General features: G+C 66.3%; 12 protein-coding genes. 7 read left to right on the top strand and 5 right to left on the bottom strand.

The genetic code is table 11. The annotated features are described in order from the left end of the window. Positions 1–11 precede the first annotated feature (11 nt). The 4 genes from LNV23_RS22570 to LNV23_RS22555 all read left to right on the top strand — a co-directional run bounded on the left by LNV23_RS22570 (position 12) and on the right by LNV23_RS22555 (position 4,905). Positions 12–1,925 (top strand): STAS domain-containing protein, encoded by a 1,914-nt coding sequence (locus LNV23_RS22570; protein ID WP_263565042.1) that lies wholly within the window; start codon positions 12–14, stop codon positions 1,923–1,925. Positions 1,926–2,122: 197 nt separating this feature from the next. Then, positions 2,123–2,710, top strand: a complete 588-nt coding sequence (gene hslV / locus LNV23_RS22565) for an ATP-dependent protease subunit HslV (protein ID WP_318023262.1) — start codon at positions 2,123–2,125, stop codon at positions 2,708–2,710. Further along, positions 2,707–4,035 (top strand): ATP-dependent protease ATPase subunit HslU, encoded by a 1,329-nt coding sequence (gene hslU, locus LNV23_RS22560; protein ID WP_263565041.1) that lies wholly within the window; start codon positions 2,707–2,709, stop codon positions 4,033–4,035. The genes hslV and hslU overlap by 4 nt, the downstream gene beginning before the upstream one ends. 78 nt (positions 4,036–4,113) lie before the next feature. Then, positions 4,114–4,905 (top strand): potassium channel family protein, encoded by a 792-nt coding sequence (locus tag LNV23_RS22555; RefSeq protein WP_263565040.1) that lies wholly within the window; start codon positions 4,114–4,116, stop codon positions 4,903–4,905. Here LNV23_RS22555 and LNV23_RS22550 read toward each other — a convergent pair whose 3' ends face one another. Continuing rightward, a complete protein-coding gene (locus LNV23_RS22550; RefSeq protein WP_263565039.1) occupies positions 4,906–5,685 on the bottom strand; it encodes a type III pantothenate kinase in 780 nt (259 codons plus the stop codon). It lies immediately after the preceding gene. A 233-nt stretch (positions 5,686–5,918) separates the two neighbouring features. Here LNV23_RS22550 and LNV23_RS22545 point away from each other — a divergent pair, with 233 nt between their 5' ends. After that, positions 5,919–6,803: an ABC transporter ATP-binding protein gene (locus LNV23_RS22545; protein WP_263565038.1), complete on the top strand. Its 885-nt coding sequence runs from the start codon at positions 5,919–5,921 to the stop codon at positions 6,801–6,803. A gap of 11 nt (positions 6,804–6,814) precedes the next feature. After that, entirely contained in the window at positions 6,815–10,417 is a 3,603-nt protein-coding gene (locus LNV23_RS22540) for an ABC transporter permease/M1 family aminopeptidase (RefSeq protein WP_263565037.1), read from the top strand. Positions 10,418–10,605: 188 nt separating this feature from the next. On the opposite strand, the gene LNV23_RS22535 is transcribed toward LNV23_RS22540, so the two are convergent. The 4 genes from LNV23_RS22535 to LNV23_RS22520 all read right to left on the bottom strand — a co-directional run bounded on the left by LNV23_RS22535 (position 10,606) and on the right by LNV23_RS22520 (position 15,602). Continuing rightward, the gene (locus tag LNV23_RS22535; protein ID WP_411910622.1) at positions 10,606–11,112 is read right to left on the bottom strand and encodes an FKBP-type peptidyl-prolyl cis-trans isomerase; all 507 of its coding nucleotides are present in this window, start codon (positions 11,110–11,112) and stop codon (positions 10,606–10,608) included. Between the two features lie 143 nt (positions 11,113–11,255). Continuing rightward, positions 11,256–12,581 (bottom strand): MFS transporter, encoded by a 1,326-nt coding sequence (locus LNV23_RS22530; protein ID WP_263565036.1) that lies wholly within the window; start codon positions 12,579–12,581, stop codon positions 11,256–11,258. Further along, positions 12,578–13,375: a MerR family transcriptional regulator gene (locus LNV23_RS22525; RefSeq protein WP_263565035.1), complete on the bottom strand. Its 798-nt coding sequence runs from the start codon at positions 13,373–13,375 to the stop codon at positions 12,578–12,580. The genes LNV23_RS22530 and LNV23_RS22525 overlap by 4 nt, the downstream gene beginning before the upstream one ends. A 133-nt stretch (positions 13,376–13,508) precedes the next feature. Continuing rightward, on the bottom strand, positions 13,509–15,602 hold the full coding sequence (locus tag LNV23_RS22520; protein WP_263565034.1) for a serine hydrolase domain-containing protein: 2,094 nt from the start codon (positions 15,600–15,602) through the stop codon (positions 13,509–13,511). 279 nt (positions 15,603–15,881) lie between these two features. On the opposite strand from LNV23_RS22520, the gene icmF reads away from it, so the two are divergent. Beyond that, positions 15,882–19,172, top strand: coding sequence for a fused isobutyryl-CoA mutase/GTPase IcmF (icmF, locus tag LNV23_RS22515; RefSeq protein ID WP_263565033.1), 3,291 nt, complete (start codon positions 15,882–15,884; stop codon positions 19,170–19,172). The last annotated feature ends 23 nt before the right edge of the window (positions 19,173–19,195 follow it).

Below are 19,195 nucleotides of genomic sequence, written 5' to 3'. Positions count from 1 at the left end.
GTCCAGCGCGCATGACAGAACCGAAAGACGGCGAGAGCTTCTTCCGCAAGGTCGCGCGCTTTGTGGCCAACCCGACCACGGACTGGGCCGAGATCAACTCGCGCCAGGATGACCCGGAAGGCGACCAGGCCAAGGCCGAGCTGCGCGCCATGGTCGAGCGCAAGCGCCGCAATGACTTTGTGCGCAAGCGCGAGCTCGACATGCTGCGCCGCATCCGCCGCGAAGGCCTGACCCCCGAGCAGCTGGCGGCCCTGGGCTCGTCGAATTCCAAGCTGGAAGAAGTTGAGCGCGCCAGTGCCAGCGGCAACAGCGAGGTCAATTCCAAGATCGACTTGGGCGTCAAGGCCAAGATCGACGAAATCGAACAACAAATGGCCGGCGAAAGCTTCGCACCGACCCAGGTGCAGAGCACGCACCCGCCGGGCTTCTTTGAGACCAGCACCCGGCCGGTGCATTTTTCGCCCACCACCATCACGGCCGAGCCCGGCGCCAGCCGGATCAGCCGTGTCAGCGAGTTCGCCAGCGCCGCCGAGAAGGAGCGCATGGACAGCAAGGCCGGCCCGGCCGCCTTGGTCATGGGCGCCGGCATGGCGCCGCTGTCCGATGCCAAGCCGAGCCGCCTGCCCAGCCTCGGCGCCCTGCCGGCCGCACCCTTCCCTTCGGCCAAGGCCGCGCCCGCCAAAGCGGCCCGGCCGGCCGCACCAGCTGCCACCGCCGAGCGCGCCAAGCCTGCGCCCGCCCCGGCCCCGGCGGCACGCCCGCCGGCCGTCAGCCTGCCCGTGCTGGATCAAGCCCTGAGCTTCCTGTCCGCCGAGAAAGCCCCGGTTGAAGTCCATGAGCTGATCCATGACCCCGAGCTGGACGAGGCGGTGATCGCCTTTGCCAATGCCGACTACGAAAGCTGCGAGCGCGCCCTGGTCGAGCTGACCCGCACGGGCGGCCGCCGCCATGGTGACGGCGAAACCTGGCTGGTGCTGTTTGACCATTACCGCGCCACCGGCCAGCAAGCCAAGTTCGAAGCCCTGGCCCTGACCTATGCCCAGCAGTTCGGGCGCTCGGCGCCGCAGTGGTTCTCCCTGCCCAAGCTGGTGGCCGAAGCGGCCGCCAAGCAGGTGCGCGCGCCCATGGCCAAGGCCAGCAACGTCAGCTGGGCAGCACCCGAGGCATTGACCGAAGAGGCGGTGGCCCTGCTGCAGAAGCGCTGCCAGAACATGCCCATGCCTTGGGTGCTTGATTGGTCGGCGGCGCGCCAGGTTGACCCGGTGGCCTGCGTGCAGCTGCGCGATCTGTTCCGCAGCTGGGCCGGCCAGCAAGTCGATATGCGCTGGTTGGCCGGTGAGGCCTTCTTGCAGGCACTCAAGGAGCTGACCCCGATTGGCGTGCGCGAAGTCGACCCCCAACTCTGGATGCTGCGCCTGGAGGCGCTGCGCCTGGTCAACCGCCCGGACCAGTTCGACGAAGCCGCCATCGACTACTGCGTCACCTATGAAGTCTCGCCACCGTCCTGGGAGCGCACGCGCTGCCGGGTCAATGTCAACGGTTCCAGCCTGTCCACCAACGGGCCTGCCACGGGCACGACCACACAGGAAGGCATCTCGACCTCCTTCATGGAATCCCAGATCACCGAGCAGGCCAGCCTGGAGGCCAGCGTGCAGTTGGAGCTCAGCGGCCAGCTCAGCGGCGACATCTCCGAACTGCTGCGCAAGCTGAGCGGCGAGCTTGGCGCGGCCACCGTCATCAATGTCAGCTGCCCGCGCCTGATCCGCCTCGACTTCATGGCCGCCGGCGACCTGCTGAACTGGGTGCTCAGCCGCCGCAGCGAGAACCGCAGCGTCAGCTTCAGCGAACCCCACCGCCTGGTGGCCATGTTCTTCGCCGCCATGGGTATCAACGAGCACGCCAAGATCAAAGTGCGCACCGTTTAGAGCTGCGATCCAAGCCCTTCTGGCGTCGTTGGCCCCGCTTGCCATACTGCGTGTACTGTCTGCGCTGAGGCCGCCTAGCCAGAACCGCTGCGCTGGGCTTTGCTCGCAGCTCTGGGCCCGCAACACCGACAGCCCTGATTGAAACCTGCGGGTCGCATGCTTGAAAGCTGCGACCCGCAGCCCCATCTGGAACCGCTATGGACTCTTCATACACCCTGGGCCACAGCGCCCCGCCGTCCTTCCACGGCACCACCATCGTCAGCGTGCGCCGGCCCTTGCCCGACGGCCGCATGCAGGTCGCCATTGGCGGCGATGGCCAGGTGACCCTGGGCACCATCGTCGTCAAGGCCAGCGCACGCAAGGTGCGCAAGCTGCACCGCGACCAGGTGCTGGCCGGTTTCGCCGGTGCCACCGCCGATGCCTTCACCCTGTTCGAACGCTTCGAGGCCAAGCTGGAAAAGCACCAAGGCCACTTGGTACGCGCCGCCGTCGAGCTGACGCGCGACTGGCGCACCGACCGCGTGCTGCGCCGCCTGGAGGCCATGCTGGCCGTGGCCGACCGCACGGCCTCGCTGATCATCACCGGCAACGGCGATGTGCTGGAGCCCGAGCTGGGCATCGTCGCCATCGGCTCGGGTGGCGCCTACGCCCAGGCCGCCGCGCGCGCCCTGCTGCAGCACAGCACGCTCACCGCCTCCGAGATCGTCAAGCAGTCGCTGGAAATCGCCGGCGAGATCTGCATCTATACCAACGGCAATCACACCATCGAAGTGTTGGAACCATGAGCTCCATGACCCCCCAAGAAATCGTCTCCGAACTCGACCAGCACATCGTCGGCCAGAACGCCGCCAAGCGGGCCGTGGCCATCGCCATGCGCAACCGCTGGCGCCGCCAACAGGTGGACGACAAGCTGCGCGGCGAGATCACACCCAAGAACATCCTGATGATCGGCCCCACCGGCGTCGGCAAGACCGAGATCGCCCGCCGCCTGGCCCGCCTGGCCGGCGCGCCCTTCATCAAGGTCGAGGCGACCAAGTTCACCGAGGTCGGCTATGTCGGCAAGGACGTGGACAGCATCATCCGCGACCTGATCGAGACCGCCGTCAAGCAGGAGCGCGAGCTGCAGATGCGCCGCCAGCGCCTGCGCGCCGAGGACGCCGCCGAAGACCGGGTGCTGGACATCCTGGTGCCCCCCGCCCGCCTGGAAGCCGAAAGCAGCAGCCCAGCCCCCGACAGCACCGCCCGCCAGATCATGCGCAAGCGCCTGCGTGAAGGCAGCATGAACGACAAAGAAATCGAGCTCGATCTGCTGGAAGCGAAGCCGACCATGGAGATCCTGGGCGGCCAGGGCATGGAGGAGATGGCCGAGCAGATCAAAGGCATGTTTTCGCAAATGGGCGCGGGCAAGAAGAAGACCCGCAAGCTCAAGATTGGCGAGGCACTCAAGCTGCTGGTCGAGGAAGAGGCGGCCAAGCTGCTCAACGAAGACGAGATCAAGACTGCCGCTCTGCAGAGCGCGCAGGAGATGGGCATCGTCTTCATCGACGAAATCGACAAGGTCTGCTCGCGCTCTGACACTGGCACCGCTGAAGTTTCGCGTCAGGGCGTGCAGCGCGATCTGCTGCCCTTGGTCGAGGGCACGACGGTCAACACCAAGTACGGCATGGTCAAGACCGACCACATGCTCTTCATCGCCTCGGGCGCCTTCCATCTGGCCAAGCCCAGCGACTTGATTCCCGAACTGCAAGGTCGCTTCCCGATTCGGGTCGAGCTGGGTTCGCTGTCGGTCGATGATTTCGAAGCCATCCTCAGCAGCACGCACGCCAGCCTGATCAAGCAATACCAGGCCCTGCTGGCGACCGAAGGCGTGACCCTGGAGATCACAGCCGAGGGCATTCGCCGCCTGGCTGAGATCGCCTATGACGTCAACGAGCGCACCGAGAACATTGGCGCGCGCCGCCTGGCGACCGTGATGGAGCGCCTGCTCGACGAGATCAGCTTCGATGCGCCCAAGCTCGGCGGCCAGACGGTTCAGCTCGGTGCTGCCGAGGTCGATGCCAAGCTGGGTGAGTTGTCGCGCAACGAAGATCTGTCGCGCTTCATTCTTTAAGCTCAGGCCGGGCCGACCGGCCCGGCATCTTGTCTTACATCAATTCACGAGCTCGGCACGGCGCTTAAGCTGCGGCTCATGCCACACCGTCTTCCCACCCGAAGCTGGGGCCTGAGCCGGCCCAGCGCCCTCAATGCCGGCGCCGTGCGCGCCGAGAAGTTCTGGCGCTGGCCGGTGCTGGTGGCCTTGATGTGCACGATTCCGGCCTTCTATATCGAGCTGCTGGAGTCCCTGCCCACGCCACTGGCCGTGGCCATTTACTTGATGGCGGCCGCCCTGGTGGCGCTTTCGCTCTGGCGCGTGGCGAGGCAATGCAGCCATCCACGCCAGTACCTGCGCAGCAATTTGCTGGACCTGCTGCTGCTGGTCCTGCTGCCCGTGGCGGCGCTAATCCCGCCCAGTTTGGAATCACAACTCGCATTGGCCTTCCGCCTGGTGATTGCCATGCTGACCCTGCTGCGCATGGTCTGGGCCGTCAAGAGCTGGGTCACGCGGGGCGGCCTGGGTTATCTGCTGCTGCTGTCCCTGCTGGTGCTGGGCATGTGCGGCGTCGGTTTTTGGGCGCTCGAGCCGCGCGCCAACACCTTGGGCGACGGCCTCTGGCTGGCCTTCACCACCGCGGCCACCGTGGGCTTCGGCGACATCGTGCCGACCACGGCCGCGTCCAAGATCTTCTCGGTCTTCGTCGTGCTGCTCGGTTATGCGGTGCTGTCCCTGGTCACGGCGGCGATTGCGGCCATGTGGGTGGAAACCTCGGAGCGGCGCATGGAGGAAGACATTCTGCGCGATCTGCACGCGCAGCTGCGCAGCGTGCACCAAGAGCTGGCCGAGCTCAAAGACGAGCTTCGCCAGCGACGCGAGCCAGGCTGACTACAGCGCCAGCCGATGCGACTGCAGCGCCAGCATGCCGTCGAAGATCAGCGAGTCGACCAGCTCGTGCTCGATGTCCAGGGTCGGTGACACCTTCCAGCCGGCACCGCCGGTCATCAGGGTCAAGGGCATGGCGCCCTCGCGCTTCTGCAGGTGGCGATGCATGCGTTCGATAGCGCCGGTGATGGCGTAAGTGCCGCCGCTGGTCAGCGCGTCCGAGGTGTTGGTCGGGAACTCACGCACCTCGCCGGTGGGCACGCGCAGGCCGGCCGTGCCGCCTTCCAGCGCGCGCAGCATGATGCCGTGGCCGGGCATGATCAGCCCGCCCAGAAAGCGCCCGCTGGCATCGAGCGCATCGACCGTGACCGCCGTGCCAATCATCACCACCAAGGCCGCGCGCGCCGGCCGCTCGGCCGTGACCCGCGCCAGCACATGGGCGCGCGCGCCGATCAAGGCCACGAAGCGATCGGTACCGAGGCGGCCCGGGTGGTCATAGCCATTGGTGACGCCGCCCGCCTGCGCGCTGCTGACCACCCAGCGCGGCTCGATGTCCCAAAGTTCCAGCTGCTCCTCGACACGGCGCCGCACCGCATCGCCGGCCACATTGCAGCCCAGCACGCTGTGCGGCGCCGGCAAGGCGCGCCAGTCGCTGTCGGCCAGCTGGTCGATGTTCTCCAGGAACACGGCCCCATGCGCCAGGAGCACCGCGCCCGGCTGGGGCGAGGCGTATAGCGCCCATTTCAGGCGCGTGTTGCCAATGTCGATGGCGAGAAAGCTCATGGCGAAAGCAGCGGGGAAGTGACGGGGATGGGGCGGGGTCAGGTGTTGCAAGGCGGAGCCTAACAGCACTTGGACCGGAGCATGCCGGGTAGATTCCGCAGCCGCCTGAACCCGACTCCCTGCGCTTCATCCCTCGCATTTGCGCGTGGCTCGCATCGCGCTGGCCGCCCAAGCCTGCTTTGACCACACTGCGCCCATTCCAAGCTCACGGGCCCGTGGCCCATTCCCACACCATGCTGCAAATCCGGGCCCTGAGCCACACCTACCCCAATGGCACCGTCGCACTCGACGATGTGAACCTCGACATCCCCACCGGCATGTTCGGCCTGCTCGGCCCCAACGGCGCCGGCAAGTCCTCGCTGATGCGCTGCATCGCCACGCTGCAAACACCGAGCGCCGGCAGCATCCGCTTCCATGACATCGATGTGATCCAGCAGCCCGAGCGCCTGCGCGCCACCTTGGGCTACTTGCCGCAGGACTTCGGCGTCTACCCGCGCGTGTCGGCCTTGGAGCTGCTGGACCACCTGGCCGTGCTCAAGGGCATGAGCGACAAGGCGGAGCGGCGCGAGACGGTCGAGACCCTGCTGGCCCAGGTCAACCTCTGGGGCGTGCGCAAGAAGGCCGTGGCCGGCTTTTCGGGCGGCATGCGCCAGCGCTTCGGCGTGGCCCAGGCCTTGATCGGCCAGCCGCGCGTGATCATCGTCGACGAACCGACGGCCGGCCTGGACCCCGAGGAGCGCAACCGCTTCAACAATCTGCTGGCCGCCATCGGCGAACAGGTGGTGGTGATCCTGTCCACCCACATCGTCGAGGATGTGGCCGACCTGTGCCCACGCATGGCCATCCTGTCCGGCGGCCGTATCGTCCTGAGCGGCGCGCCGCAGGAGCTGATGCGCAGCCTGGCCGGTCGGGTCTGGCGCCGCCGCGTCAGCGCGGCCGAGCTGCCGCGCATGCAAATGGAGCACCAGCTGATCTCGCACCGCCTGCGCGGCGGCGACACCGTCATCCATGTGCTGGCCGACGCCGCACCCGAGGCGGGCTTCGAGCCGGTCAGCGCCGATCTGGAGGACCTGTACTTCGCCACCTTGACGGCTTCGCGCCAGCGCGCCGGCGCCTGAGGACGGCCATCATGATGATGATGATGAAACACATCGCCGCCTTCGAGGCGCGCTACCAGCTGCGCTCGCCCCTGTTCGTGCTGAGCTTCGTGATCTTCTTTCTGCTCAGCTTCGGCGCCATCACCTCGCCCGACATCCAGATCGGGGGCCCCAAAGGCAGCACCCATCTGAATGCGCCGCACGCCATCCTGCTGACCGTCGCCGTCATGCATCTGATGGCGCTGTTCGTGGTCTGCGCCTTCGTCGCCAATGTCGTGATCCGCGATGAAGAGTTCGGCTTCGCTTCCCTGCTGCGCGCCACCCGGGTCAGCAAGTTCGACTACCTGGTCGGCCGCTTCCTCGGCGCCATGGGCGTGGCCTTTCTGGTCACCCTGGCCGTGCCCCTGGCGATTGCCATCGGCTCGCTGATGCCCTGGCTCGACGCGGAACAGCTCGGCCCCTTCGTGCTGCAGCACTATCTCTATGCCCAGCTGGTGATCGGCCTGCCCAGCCTGCTGCTGGCCGGCACGGCACTGTTCGCCTTGGCGACGCTGACGCGCTCGATGATGTGGAGCTATGTCGGCGCGGTCGCCCTGCTGGTGCTCTACGGCGCCTCGCGTGCCTTGCTGCGCGACCCCAGCCTCGATGCGGCGGCCTCGCTCAGCGACCCTTTTGCCCTGAGCACCCTGGGCCGGGTCACCAAATACTGGACCACCGCCGACCGCAACAGCCTGCTGCCGCCGCTGGAGGGCCTGCTGCTGCAGAACCGCCTGATCTGGCTCGGCGTGTCGGCGCTGCTGTTCGGCCTGGCCTATCGCGGCTTCAGCTTCGAGCCGCGCGCCGCACGGCTCAAGCCGGCAAGCCAGACGCAGGCCGAGGCTGCCGCGCCAGCCGCCAAGCCCCTCGCGGCGCCGCGCCACGGTGCGGCCGCCAGCCGCGCCCAGTTCTGGGCCCTGGCGCGCTTTGACATGCGCTTCGTCTTCAAGAGCCCGGCCTTCTTCGTGTTGTTGGCCATGGGCGTGGCCAATGCTCTGGCTTCGCTAATGATGACCGTCACCGAGCGCGGCATCGACTACTTCCCAGTCACGCGCAGCGTGGTCGAGGCCCTGGCCGGCAGCTTCAGCCTGATCCCCATGCTGGTGGCGATCTACTACGCCGGCGAGCTGGTCTGGCGCGACCGCGAGCGCCGCATGCACGAGATCATCGACGCCAGCGCGGCGCCGAACTGGGCCTTTCTGGCACCCAAGGTGCTGGCCATCACCGGCGTGCTGCTGGGCTGCTACCTGGTGGCCATGCTGACCGGCATGGGCTTCCAGCTGGCCCATGGCTACACCCATCTGCAAATCGATGCCTACCTGCTCTGGCTGGTGCTGCCGGGCCTGGTCACCATGCTGCTGCTGGCCATTCTGGTGATCTTTGTCCAGGCCCTGGTGCCGCACAAGTTTGTCGGCTGGGCGGTGATGCTGGTCTTCATGGTCTCCAGCATGGTGATGTCCAGCCTGGGCCTGGAGCACAAGCTCTACAACTATGCGGACACGGCGAACGTGCCTTTGTCCGATATGAATTCCATGGGCCGTTTCTGGATCGCCCGCGCCTGGCACCAGGCCTACTGGCTGGCCTTCGGCCTGATGCTGCTGGTGGCCAGCCACCTGATGTGGCGCCGTGGCGTGGAGACCCGGCTGCGCCCGCGTCTGGCCCAGCTGCGCCACCGCCTGGCCGGCCCGTCGGGCCTGCTGCTGGCCGCCGCCTGCCTGGCATGGCTGGGCAGCGGCGCCTGGATCTTCTACAACAGCAATGTGCTGAACCGCTACGAAACCAAGGACGATGCCGAGCGCCTGGCCGCCGACTATGAGAAAGCGCTCTGGGCCTTTGCTTCGCGGCCCCAGCCCACCATCACCGATGTGAAGCTCAAGGTCGAGCTCTTCCCCCGCGAGACCCGCGCCGACACCGAGGGGCGCTACGAGCTGGAGAACCGCAGCGGACAGGCGCTGGACCGCGTCCATGTGCAATGGCCGCAGGCGCTGCAGATGCGAACGCTGGAACTCGACGGAGCGGTGCTTGAAAAAGACTACCCGCAGTTCCACCACCGCATCTACAAGCTGAGCACGCCCATGCAGGCCGGCGAGCGGCGCCAGCTTCGCTTTGCCACGCGCCTGGAAGAGCGCGGCTTCGTGAACCATGATCCGCTGACCCGCATCGTCGCCAACGGCAGCTTCCTCAACAACGCCAGCATCAGCCCGCAGCTGGGCGTGCCTCAAAGCCTGCTGCTGCAAGACCGCAGCAAGCGCCGAAAGCATGGCCTGGTGCCAGACATGCGGCCGCCGCTGCTGGAAGACGACGGCGCCAATGCCCACAACTACCTGCGCCGCGACAGCGACTTCGTCAACGCCGAGATCAGCCTCAGCACCGACGCCGACCAGACGCCGGTGGCCCCGGGAATGACGGTCAGCGACCAGAGCCACGACGGCCGCCGCACCTTGGTGACGCGCAGCGAGGTGCCGATTGCGCATTTCTTCTCCCTGCAATCGGCCCGTTATGCGCTCAAGGAATCGAGCTGGACCGGGCCGGATGGTCGCGCCGTCCAGCTGCAGGTTTTCTATCACCCGGAGCATGTGGCCAATGTGCAGCGCATGCTGGACGGCATGAAGGCCTCGCTGGAGGTCTTCAGCCAACAGTTCGGCCCCTACCCCTTCCGCCACGCCCGCATCATCGAGTTCCCGGCCTACGAGCGCTTTGCCCAGGCCTTTGCCGGCACCGTGCCTTTTTCGGAAGGCATCGGCTTCATCCAGAACTTCAAGAACGACGCCGATCACAAGATCGATCTGGGCAGCTTCGTCACCGCCCACGAGATGGCGCACCAGTGGTGGGGCCACCAGGTCAATGGCGCCGACAAGCAAGGCATGACCCTGCTGACCGAATCCTTCGCACAGTACTCGGCCATGCTGGTGATGGAGAAGCTCTACGGCAAGGAACAGATCCGCCAGTTCCTCAAGTTCGAGCTGGATCGCTATCTGCGCGAGCGCGGCAACGAGCTGATCGAGGAGCTGCCCCTGGCTCGGGTGGAGAACCAGGCCTACATCCACTATCGCAAGGGCGCGGTGGTCATGTATTCGCTCAAGGAGCTGGTCGGCGAAGCGACCGTCAACCGGGCGATGCGCAAGCTGATCCAGGAATTCGGCTTCAAGGGCGCGCCCTATGCCGACAGCCGCGACTTCCTGCGCCTGCTGCGCGCCGAGGCCGGGCCCCAGCATGAGGCGCTGATCCAGGACCTGTTCGAACGCATCACCCTGTTCGACCTCAAGGCCAGCGAAGCGACGGCCACGAAGCGCAGCGATGGCCGCTATGAAGTCAGCTTCCGGGTTGACGCACGCAAGGTCTACGCCGACGGCAAGGGCAAGGAGACCGCGGCTGTGCTCGACGAAGCCTTCGACATCGGTGCCTTCACCGCAGAGCCGGGCAAGCCGGAATTCCAGCGCAACTCGGTGCTGAAGATGGAACGCCAGCGCCTCAAGTCTGGCTCACAGCAGATCCACTTGCTGCTGGACCGCCTGCCCAGCTTCGTCGGCGTGGACCCCTACAACCTGCGCATCGACCGCAACTCGGATGACAACCTGACGCCGGTGAAGCTGCGTTGAGGCGAATTCATGGCTGTGTTGGCCAGGGCTGCAATCGGCACAAAGCGGAAATGCAAATGCAACCACAGAGGCACTGAGGCACAGAGCTAAAACCAATTCAGCTTTGTATTTCTCTGTGCCTCTGTGCCTCCGTGGTTGCCTTTTGTATTCGGCTGCTTTGTGCCGAATCCAGCCGCCCCCGACCACGATCAAGGCGCCACGATATCCAGCAGCTCGACCTCAAACTGCAGGTCGCTGTTCGGCGGGATCACGCCGCCGCCGGCGCCGCGCTCACCGTAGGCCAACGCCGAGGGGCAATGCAAGCGAGCCTTGCCGCCGACCTTCATCAGCTGCACGCCTTCGGTCCAGCACTTGATCACACGGCCCAGCGGGAACTCGGCCGGCGTGCCGCGCTTGATCGAGCTGTCGAATTCGCGGCCATCGAGAAAAGTGCCGACGTAATGCACGCGCACCTTGTCGGCTGCCGTCGGATGGGCGCCGGTGCCAGTACGAAGCTCTTCATAACGCAGGCCTGAAGCGGTGAGCACTGGGGCCGGCGCCGCTACAGGTGCCGCTGCCGATGCAGCAGCAGTGGCAGCCGCTGCGGCCGCGCCGGTGGCGGCGACGGCTGCTGCCTTCTTGCTGTCTGCGGCCTTTTTGACGACCTTCTTGACCGCCGGCTTGGCCGGCTCTTCGGCGGCCCGGGCCGGCTGCAGGGCCAAGCTCAGGCTCAAGGCCAGTGCGGTCGAAGAAGCCAGAAATTGGAACTTGGAGTTCATGGTCAGAGCGCTCTCGCTTGATAAGAAATGAGGTGCGCCCATCATCGCAGCTTGCGCAGGCCTGCCGTTCGCTCCAGCCTTCAAACACCGGCTCGCGGAGCCGCCGGCACCAGGTAGGCGATGCGCCGGATCGGCGTCAGCCAGAGGCCGAGAAGCACGATCAGCAGCAAGCAGGCGCCCGCAGCCGTGAACAGATCGGCCACGGCCAAAACCCGCAGCGCAGCACCAGCCAAGGCCGCCGCCAAAGGCGCCACGCCCATGAAGATGAACATGAACACACTCATGGCCCGGCCCAGCATGGCCGGCGGCACGCGCTGCTGCATCCAGCTGAACACCGCCACCTGCACCAGGCCGCCCAAGACTCCCAGGGGCAAGAGCAGCGCGGCCCCCTGCCAACTGGCGTGGATGTGGCCGAAGGGCATGAAGACCAGAGCGGCCACGGTGTCAATCAAGAGCACCGTGCCGCCCAGCGTGGACAGCCGCCAGTTCGGCCGCAGGCCGGCGATGGCCATGCCGATCAGGCTGCCGACGCCATGCACGGTGAGCAGCAGGCCCAAGCCCGCCGCACCCTCGGGCAGCTGCGTCTTGGCCAGCACCGGCAGCGCCACTTGCAAAGGTCCACCGACGAAGAATGAAACGGCCGCAAAGTAAAGGCAGAGGCTGCGCAACTCGACATCGCGCCAGCACCAGCGCAGCGCCTCGGCCACGGCTTGCAGCACCGACTGAGCATCGGCCAGGGGCGCCGTGCGCGGCAGCAAGCGCACGCGGCTGAGGGTCCAGCTGGACAGCACAAAGCTCAGGGCATCGAGCGCAAAAGCCCAGGCCAGGCCGCTGCGCCCGGGTGCTGCGCTGGTGTCGAGTCCCGAGGCCTGGCCCGCGATCAACAGGCCCGCCGTGAACGGCCCCAGCAGAGCAGAGAGCTGGCGCAAGGCCATCAGCAGGCCATTGGCCGGCTGCAACAGGGCCGGGGGCAGCGCCTGAGGCAGGATGGAGCTGCCGGCGGGATAGCTGAAGGCCGTGGCCAGGCCGATCAGCAGACTGATCGCGTAGACGGCCTGCAGGCTGACCGTGCCCGAAGCCACCATGGCCGCCAGCGTGCCCAGCAGCAGGGCATTGGCCCATTTGCTCAGCTGCAGCACGGCTTGCGAGGAGTAGCGATCGACGATGGCGCCGCCGACCAGGATGAAGACCGCGCGCGGCAGGCTGGCCAGCGCCAGCACGGTGCCCAGCACCAGCGGGTCGCTGCTCAGCTGCAACACCAGCCAGGGCAAGGCCAGCAAGGTGAACTGATCGCCGAGCATGGACAAGAATCCGCCGCCCAGCAGCCAGCGGAAGTTGGCATTGGCGAACAGGGCACGGCGCGGATCGGCAGCCGGCGCGGCCTTGAAGTCGCTCGCGGCAGTCATGCCTGCACCTCGCCGGTGGGTGCTGCATCGCCGGATGCGGCCACGGCCTGACGCAAGTAGCCGATCAACTCAGGCGTCACGCCGGTGAGGCGCTGCAGGTCAGGCTCCTGCGCATACATGGTCGTGACCTTGCTGCGCAGCGTCGGGCTGTCACCCACGAACTGCTGAGTCAGGGCCATCCAGCGCTGCGCCAGGGTGCGCACACGCGGACTGCCAGACGGTGTGCCTCGCGCCATTTCCTGCTGCACGCTTCGAATCAGGGCCGGCCACTCGGCCTCGGCCGCGAGCACGCGCTCGGGCCCCATTTGCGCCTTCTGCTGCGCCAGCACCAGGCGGTCCTCAGCACTGAAGTACTTGTCCTGCACGCGCATCATGGACATGGCGAACAACAGATGTTCGATCAAGCTCGGTTCGGTATCCGCACCCGCGCCCGCGCCCTGCCCTTCCGCCTGACGGGCGACATGCTGCAGGGCATCGAGCAGCTGCTGTTGCTGCAGCATCTGCGCCTGCAAAGCCGCCACCTGGCGCGCCAGCACCTCGCGCAGCGCCGGGCTTTCACTGTCCAGCAAGGGCCCGATGTCCTTCAAGGCCATGCCGGTCTGGCGCCATGCCAACAGCCGGTGCAGACGCAACACATCGGCCTCGCTGTACAGACGGTAGCCGGCCTCGCTGCGTGCCGAGGGGCGCAGCAGCCCCAGCTTTTCATAATGGTGCAAGGCGCGCACCGTCAGCCCGCTGCGCTGGGCCAGCTCACCCACGCTGTAGTTGTAGTTGTTGCTGTTCTGCTCGTTCATGGCCTGCTTTGCATCTCCAAACGGCTCGCCCCATGCGAGTCAGGCTGGATGATGAAGCCTACCCTTAGGTCAGGGTCAAGCCTTTGACGGTAGGCGGCAGCAAGCAGCCGTGGGCCCGATGCGCGGCCGAGCTTCAGCGCCCGCAGGCTGCCGCCGTCCAGGCGCCGCTGTCGTCTTGCTTCCAGCGACCGCAGGCCGGGGCGAACTCGTACTCATGCTGGGCATCGCGCAAGATCAGGGGTGCGGCAGCGCGGGCGCCGACTCCGGGCTTGGCCGCACCGAGCACAAACTCGATGCCGCCGATACCGGGGTCGATGGTGACAAAGGACTGGGTGCCGTCCTCGGCCTTGCGCAAGGCCACTTCGCTGTGCCAATGCTGGAAGCGGAAGTCCAGCTTGCCTGCCTTCTTGCCCACCTGGATCGGCCCCAGCTCCTTGCTGACATAGCCGGCGTTCAAGGCTTCCATGCTGGCTTTGGGCACGGGCAAGGTCAGCAGCTCACGCGCCCGCTTGGCCTCGGCATGGCGATTCAGGGCCGCCAGGCGCAGGCGCTCGTCGGCCTCGGGCTTGCCCTCGAACACGATCTCCAGCAGCTTGCGCAGGAAGGGACCGCGCAGCAGCACGCCGGAATCGGAGTTGGTCAGGATGGTGCCGCCGATGCCGAAATCGGGCAGCCAGAACATATCGCTGTGAAAGCCCAACATGTCGCCGCCATGGCGTACCACGGTGATGCCTTGCTGGCGGTCGATCATCAGGCCCATGCCGTAATGGATGTCCTCGCCCACCATGACTTGCGGCGCATAACGCGCACGCCAGTTGGGCTCGCTGATCAGGATCTGACCCTCGGGCGTGCGGCCCTGGCCCAGCTCCATCAGCACATAGCGGCTGAAATCGCGCGGGCTGGTCCAGACGGCACCGGCCGGCCGGGCTGGCACGACGGTGTAGTTCAGGTCCATGCGCGCCGGGCGGGTGCGGCCCATCAGATCGTCGCCATGCGGCTCGGCATGGTTGCCACGCAGGGCCTGGGCGAAGTCAAAGGTGGTGTTCTTCATGCCCAGTGGGCCGAAGAGCTTGTCGCGCATCAGGCGGTCGTAGGCGCTGCCGACATCCTGGCCCGGCGCGAAGGCAGAAGCCGCGATGTAGCCACCGGCCGCCACCATCAAATTGCTGTACTGAAACACCTCGCCGAACTGGCTGGTCGGCTTCATCAGGCTGAGCTGGTCGAAGGTGGAGCTGGCCGGCGCCTTCACTTCACCGAACAGCCACTCCAGGTCCTGGCGCGGCATGCCTGTGCAGGCACAGACCAGGTGTTTGATCAGCACCTGCTGGGTCACGCCTGGGTCGGCCAGCTTGAAGCCGGGGAAAGCCTGGGCGGCCGGTTGATCCCAGCGCAGGCGGCCGGCATCCACGGCCTGGGCCAGCAAGGCCGTGGTCATGGCCTTGGTGTTGGAGGCGGCCATGAAAACCGTGTCGGCATCGACCGGTTTGGTCGAGCCCATGGCCCGCACGCCCAGGCCGCCTTCGAACACCACCTTGTTGCCGTCGATCAGGCTGAAGCCCACGCCCGGGACGCCGAGCGCCTTCATGCCCTGGGCCAGAAAGGCCTTGAGTGTGGCGATGCGCTCCGGCGTCAGCGGCAGCGGCTTGCGGCCGGCGAAGCTCTCGCGCTGGTAACCCTGCGGGCGCAGGCTGGAGAAGGTCTGGTTGATGGGCGAGCCGCGCTTTTCGACGGTGGCCTCCGAGCCCTCCAGCATCAGCACCACCCAGCGGCTGCCGGCGCGCCGTGCCATGGCCTGCAAGACCAGGCGCTCGTTGGGCGAGGTTTCATAGTCGTAGACGCGCTGCTCTTCCCAGCCATGGCGCGGCGGGCGCGGCGTAGCCAGGCGCAGGCTGCGCTTGAAGCCAGGCCGGAACAGGGCCCAGGCCTGGGCCACGGCGCTGTCGGCGTCCTTGGCCTCGGCCAGGTCGGCAATGGCCAGGGTGGCGTCGCCCTCGGGCGCCGTCATCAAGCTGAGCCGGCCTTCGCTCTTGAGCACAAAGCCCTCGGGGGGGCTGAAGGTGTGGCCGGTGGCGGTCTGTTGGCTTGCCACCGCAGCGGCAGCCGTCGCCTCAGCGGCGCGCAAGGGCGTGGCCGGCAGCGCAGCCGCCAGCAATACGGAACAAAGCCAGGTGGCCGCAGCCCCCGTGGCAAGAAGACGATGCTTGTTGGCAAAGGATGAACGGGGCACGGCAATCTCCTGGTTCGGCCGCGACAGCCCAGAGCGGCCAGCGCGAGCGGGGATGAAAGTCAGGACAGGCAGCGCAAGATGCTAGGCGAGATCGCCGGGCTTGGGCAGACTTGACGAAGCGCGCCCGAGAGCGCAAGGAGACGCAAGAAAAAGACGCAAGGACGAACCCAGCCTTCGTCGCCAATGACGTTTACGTAAACGTCAATCAACACCTAGAATCCGCCCACCTTTGCTGATAGAACCGGGCTTTGCCACCGCAAGGCCCGCAGGAGACTCGCCATGACCGATTTGTCCGCCGAAAACAAAGCCCTGGCCAATTACCGCCCGACGAACAAGGTGCGCTTCGTCACAGCTGCCAGCCTCTTCGACGGGCACGATGCGGCCATCAACATCATGCGTCGCATCCTGCAAGGCATGGGCACCGAGGTGATCCACCTGGGACACAACCGCTCGGTCGATGAGGTGGTCACCGCCGCGCTGCAGGAAGACGCGCAAGGCATCGCCATCAGCTCCTACCAGGGCGGCCATGTCGAGTACTTCAAGTACATGGTCGAGCTGTTGAAGGCACGCGGCGGCGAGCACATCCAGGTCTTCGGCGGCGGTGGCGGCGTGATCGTGCCGGCCGAGATCCGCGACTTGGCCGCCCACGGCGTACGCATCTTCAGCCCCGAAGACGGCCAGCGCATGGGCCTGCAAGGCATGATCGGCGAGATGGTGATGAAGGCCGACCAGGACTTCAGCGTCTACGCGCCCAGCACCCTGAGCGCTCTGCAAGGCCACAGCGAATCCGCCTGGCGCGCCCTGGCCCAGCTGATCACCGCCCTCGAAAACGACAAGGCCGATGCTGCGCTGTTGGCCGAGTTGCAAGCCGCCGCCAAGAGCATCCAGGTGCCCGTGCTGGGCATCACCGGCACCGGCGGCGCCGGCAAGAGCAGCCTGACCGACGAGCTGATCCGCCGCCTGCGCCTGGACCAGAACGACCGCCTGCGCGTGGCCGTCATCTCCATCGACCCCTCGCGCCGCAAGAGCGGTGGCGCCTTGCTCGGCGACCGCATCCGGATGAATGCCATCGGCCCCTGGAGCCAAGGTCAAAGAGTGTTCATGCGATCGCTCGCCACCCGCGACTTCGGCAGCGAGATCTCCCCTGCCCTGCCCGACGCGATTGCCGCCGCCAAGGTGGCCGGCTTCGACCTGATCGTGGTCGAGACCTCAGGCATTGGCCAGGGCGATGCGGCCATCGTGCCGCATGTGGACGTGCCCATGTATGTGATGACGCCCGAGTTCGGCGCCGCCAGCCAGCTCGAGAAGATCGACATGCTGGACTTTGCCGAGTTCGTGGCCATCAACAAATTCGACCGCAAGGGCGCGCTCGACGCGATCCGCGATGTCGCCAAGCAGGTGCAGCGCAACAAGGAAGCCTGGACCATTGCTCCGGATCAAATGCCGGTGTTCGGCACCATGGCCAGCCGCTTCAACGACGACGGCGTCACCGCCCTCTACCAGGCCATGAAGCCTCGCCTGGCTGAGCTGGGCCTGCAGCTGCAAGAAGGCCGCTTGCCCCTGGTCGCCACCCGCCACAGCACCCACCAGACGCCGGTGGTGCCCGCTGCGCGTGTGCGTTATCTGGCCGAGATCGCCGACACCGTGCGCGGCTACAAGAAGCGCGCACGCCAGCAAGCCACCCTGGCCCGCGAGATTCAGCAGCTCTGGGGCAGCTCGCGCATGCTGCTGGAAGCCAACCCCGACAAGAATGGCGCCCGCACCGCCCTGGGCGAGCTGGCCGAGGCCCGCGAAGCGCAGATGGAAGGCGGCGCCCGCCAATTGCTCAAGCAATGGCCGGACATGCAAAAAGCCTACGCCGGCGACGAGTATGTGGTGAAGATCCGCGACAAGGAGATCCGCACCAACCTCGTCCACACCAGCCTGTCGGGCACCAAGATCCGCAAGGTCGTGCTGCCGCACTACGAGTGCCATGGCGAGCTGCTCAAGTGGCTGCTGCTGGAAAACGTGCCGGGCAGCTTCCCCTACACCGCCGGCGTGTTCGCCTTCAAGCGCGAAGGTGAGGACCCGACCCGCATGTTCGCGGGTGAAGGTGATGCCTTCCGCACGAACCGCCGCTTCAAGCTGGTGTCCGAGGGCATGCCGGCCAAGCGCCTGTCCACCGCGTTTGACTCGGTCACGCTCTACGGCGCCGACCCGGCACCGCGGCCGGACATCTACGGCAAGGTCGGCAACTCCGGCGTCAGCATCGCGACGCTGGACGATATGAAGGTGCTGTACGACGGCTTCGACCTGTGCAGCCCCACGACCTCCGTGTCCATGACCATCAACGGCCCGGCGCCGACGATTCTGGCCATGTTCATGAACACGGCCATCGACCAGAACCTGGCCAAATTCCGCCAGGACAACGGCCGCGAACCCACGGCTGACGAGGCCGCCAAGATCAAGGACTGGGTGCTGGCCAATGTGCGCGGCACGGTGCAGGCCGACATCCTGAAGGAAGACCAGGGCCAGAACACCTGCATCTTCTCGACCGAGTTCTCGCTCAAAGTGATGGGCGACATCGCCGAGTATTTCGTGCACCACAATGTGCGCAATTTCTACTCCGTCTCGATCAGCGGTTATCACATCGCCGAGGCCGGCGCCAACCCGATCAGCCAGCTCGCGCTCACGCTGTCCAACGGCTTCACCTTTGTGGAAGCCTATCTGGCGCGCGGCATGCACATCGATGACTTCGCGCCCAACCTGAGCTTCTTCTTCAGCAACGGCATGGACCCCGAGTACACCGTGCTCGGCCGCGTCGCCCGCCGCATCTGGGCCGTGGCCATGCGCGACAAATACGGCGCCAACGAACGCAGCCAGAAGCTGAAGTACCACATCCAGACTTCGGGCCGCAGCCTGCACGCGCAGGAGATCCAGTTCAACGACATCCGCACCACGCTGCAGGCCCTGATCGCCATCTACGACAACTGCAACAGCCTGCACACCAACGCCTTTGACGAGGCCATCACCACGCCGACCGAAGAGTCGGTGCGCCGCGCCATGGCCATTCAGTTGATCATCAACCGCGAGTGGGGCCTGGCCAAGAACGAGAACCCAAGCCAAGGCGCCTTCATCATCGAGGAGCTGACCGAGCTGCTGGAAGAAGCGGTGCTGAGCGAGTTCGAAAAGATCGCCGAACGCGGCGGCGTGCTGGGCGCCATGGAGACCGGCTACCAGCGCAGCAAGATCCAGGAAGAGAGCATGCACTACGAGATGCTCAAGCACACCGGCGAGTACCCCATCATCGGCGTCAACACCTTCCGCAATCCGCATGGCGACCACGCGCCGGAAAGCATTGAACTGGCCCGCTCGACCGAAGAAGAAAAGCAAAGCCAGCTGCATCGCCTGCGCGATTTCCAGCACAGCCATGCCGGCGACAGCGCCATCCAGCTGCAGCGCCTGCAGCAGGCCGTGATCGACAACAAGAACGTCTTCGATGTGCTGATGGACGCGGTGCGCGTCTGCTCCCTGGGTCAGATCACCTCGGCGCTGTTCGAGGTGGGCGGGCAGTACCGGCGGAGTATGTAATCCGGACTCGGGCCTCGGTTACC

Origin of the sequence: Kinneretia sp. DJ1R-11 (assembly GCF_025717595.1) — a bacterium.
In the GTDB taxonomy this organism is placed as follows: Bacteria; Pseudomonadota; Gammaproteobacteria; order Burkholderiales; family Burkholderiaceae_C; genus Paucibacter_A.
The sequence above is the reverse complement of the archived record's forward strand: the minus strand, read 5'-3'. Positions and strand labels throughout refer to the sequence as shown.

Excerpts from the sequence above, each read along its gene's own strand:
- hslU (WP_263565041.1), top strand. The coding sequence starts at position 2,707 with ATGAGCTCCATGACCCCCCAAGAAATCGTCTCCGAACTCGACCAGCAC.
- icmF (WP_263565033.1), top strand. The coding sequence starts at position 15,882 with ATGACCGATTTGTCCGCCGAAAACAAAGCCCTGGCCAATTACCGCCCG.
- LNV23_RS22530 (WP_263565036.1), bottom strand. The coding sequence starts at position 12,581 with ATGACTGCCGCGAGCGACTTCAAGGCCGCGCCGGCTGCCGATCCGCGC.
- LNV23_RS22555 (WP_263565040.1), top strand. The coding sequence starts at position 4,114 with ATGCCACACCGTCTTCCCACCCGAAGCTGGGGCCTGAGCCGGCCCAGC.
- LNV23_RS22540 (WP_263565037.1), top strand. The coding sequence starts at position 6,815 with ATGATGATGATGATGAAACACATCGCCGCCTTCGAGGCGCGCTACCAG.
- LNV23_RS22525 (WP_263565035.1), bottom strand. The coding sequence starts at position 13,375 with ATGAACGAGCAGAACAGCAACAACTACAACTACAGCGTGGGTGAGCTG.
- LNV23_RS22570 (WP_263565042.1), top strand. The coding sequence starts at position 12 with ATGACAGAACCGAAAGACGGCGAGAGCTTCTTCCGCAAGGTCGCGCGC.
- hslV (WP_318023262.1), top strand. The coding sequence starts at position 2,123 with ATGGACTCTTCATACACCCTGGGCCACAGCGCCCCGCCGTCCTTCCAC.
- LNV23_RS22550 (WP_263565039.1), bottom strand. The coding sequence starts at position 5,685 with ATGAGCTTTCTCGCCATCGACATTGGCAACACGCGCCTGAAATGGGCG.
- LNV23_RS22545 (WP_263565038.1), top strand. The coding sequence starts at position 5,919 with ATGCTGCAAATCCGGGCCCTGAGCCACACCTACCCCAATGGCACCGTC.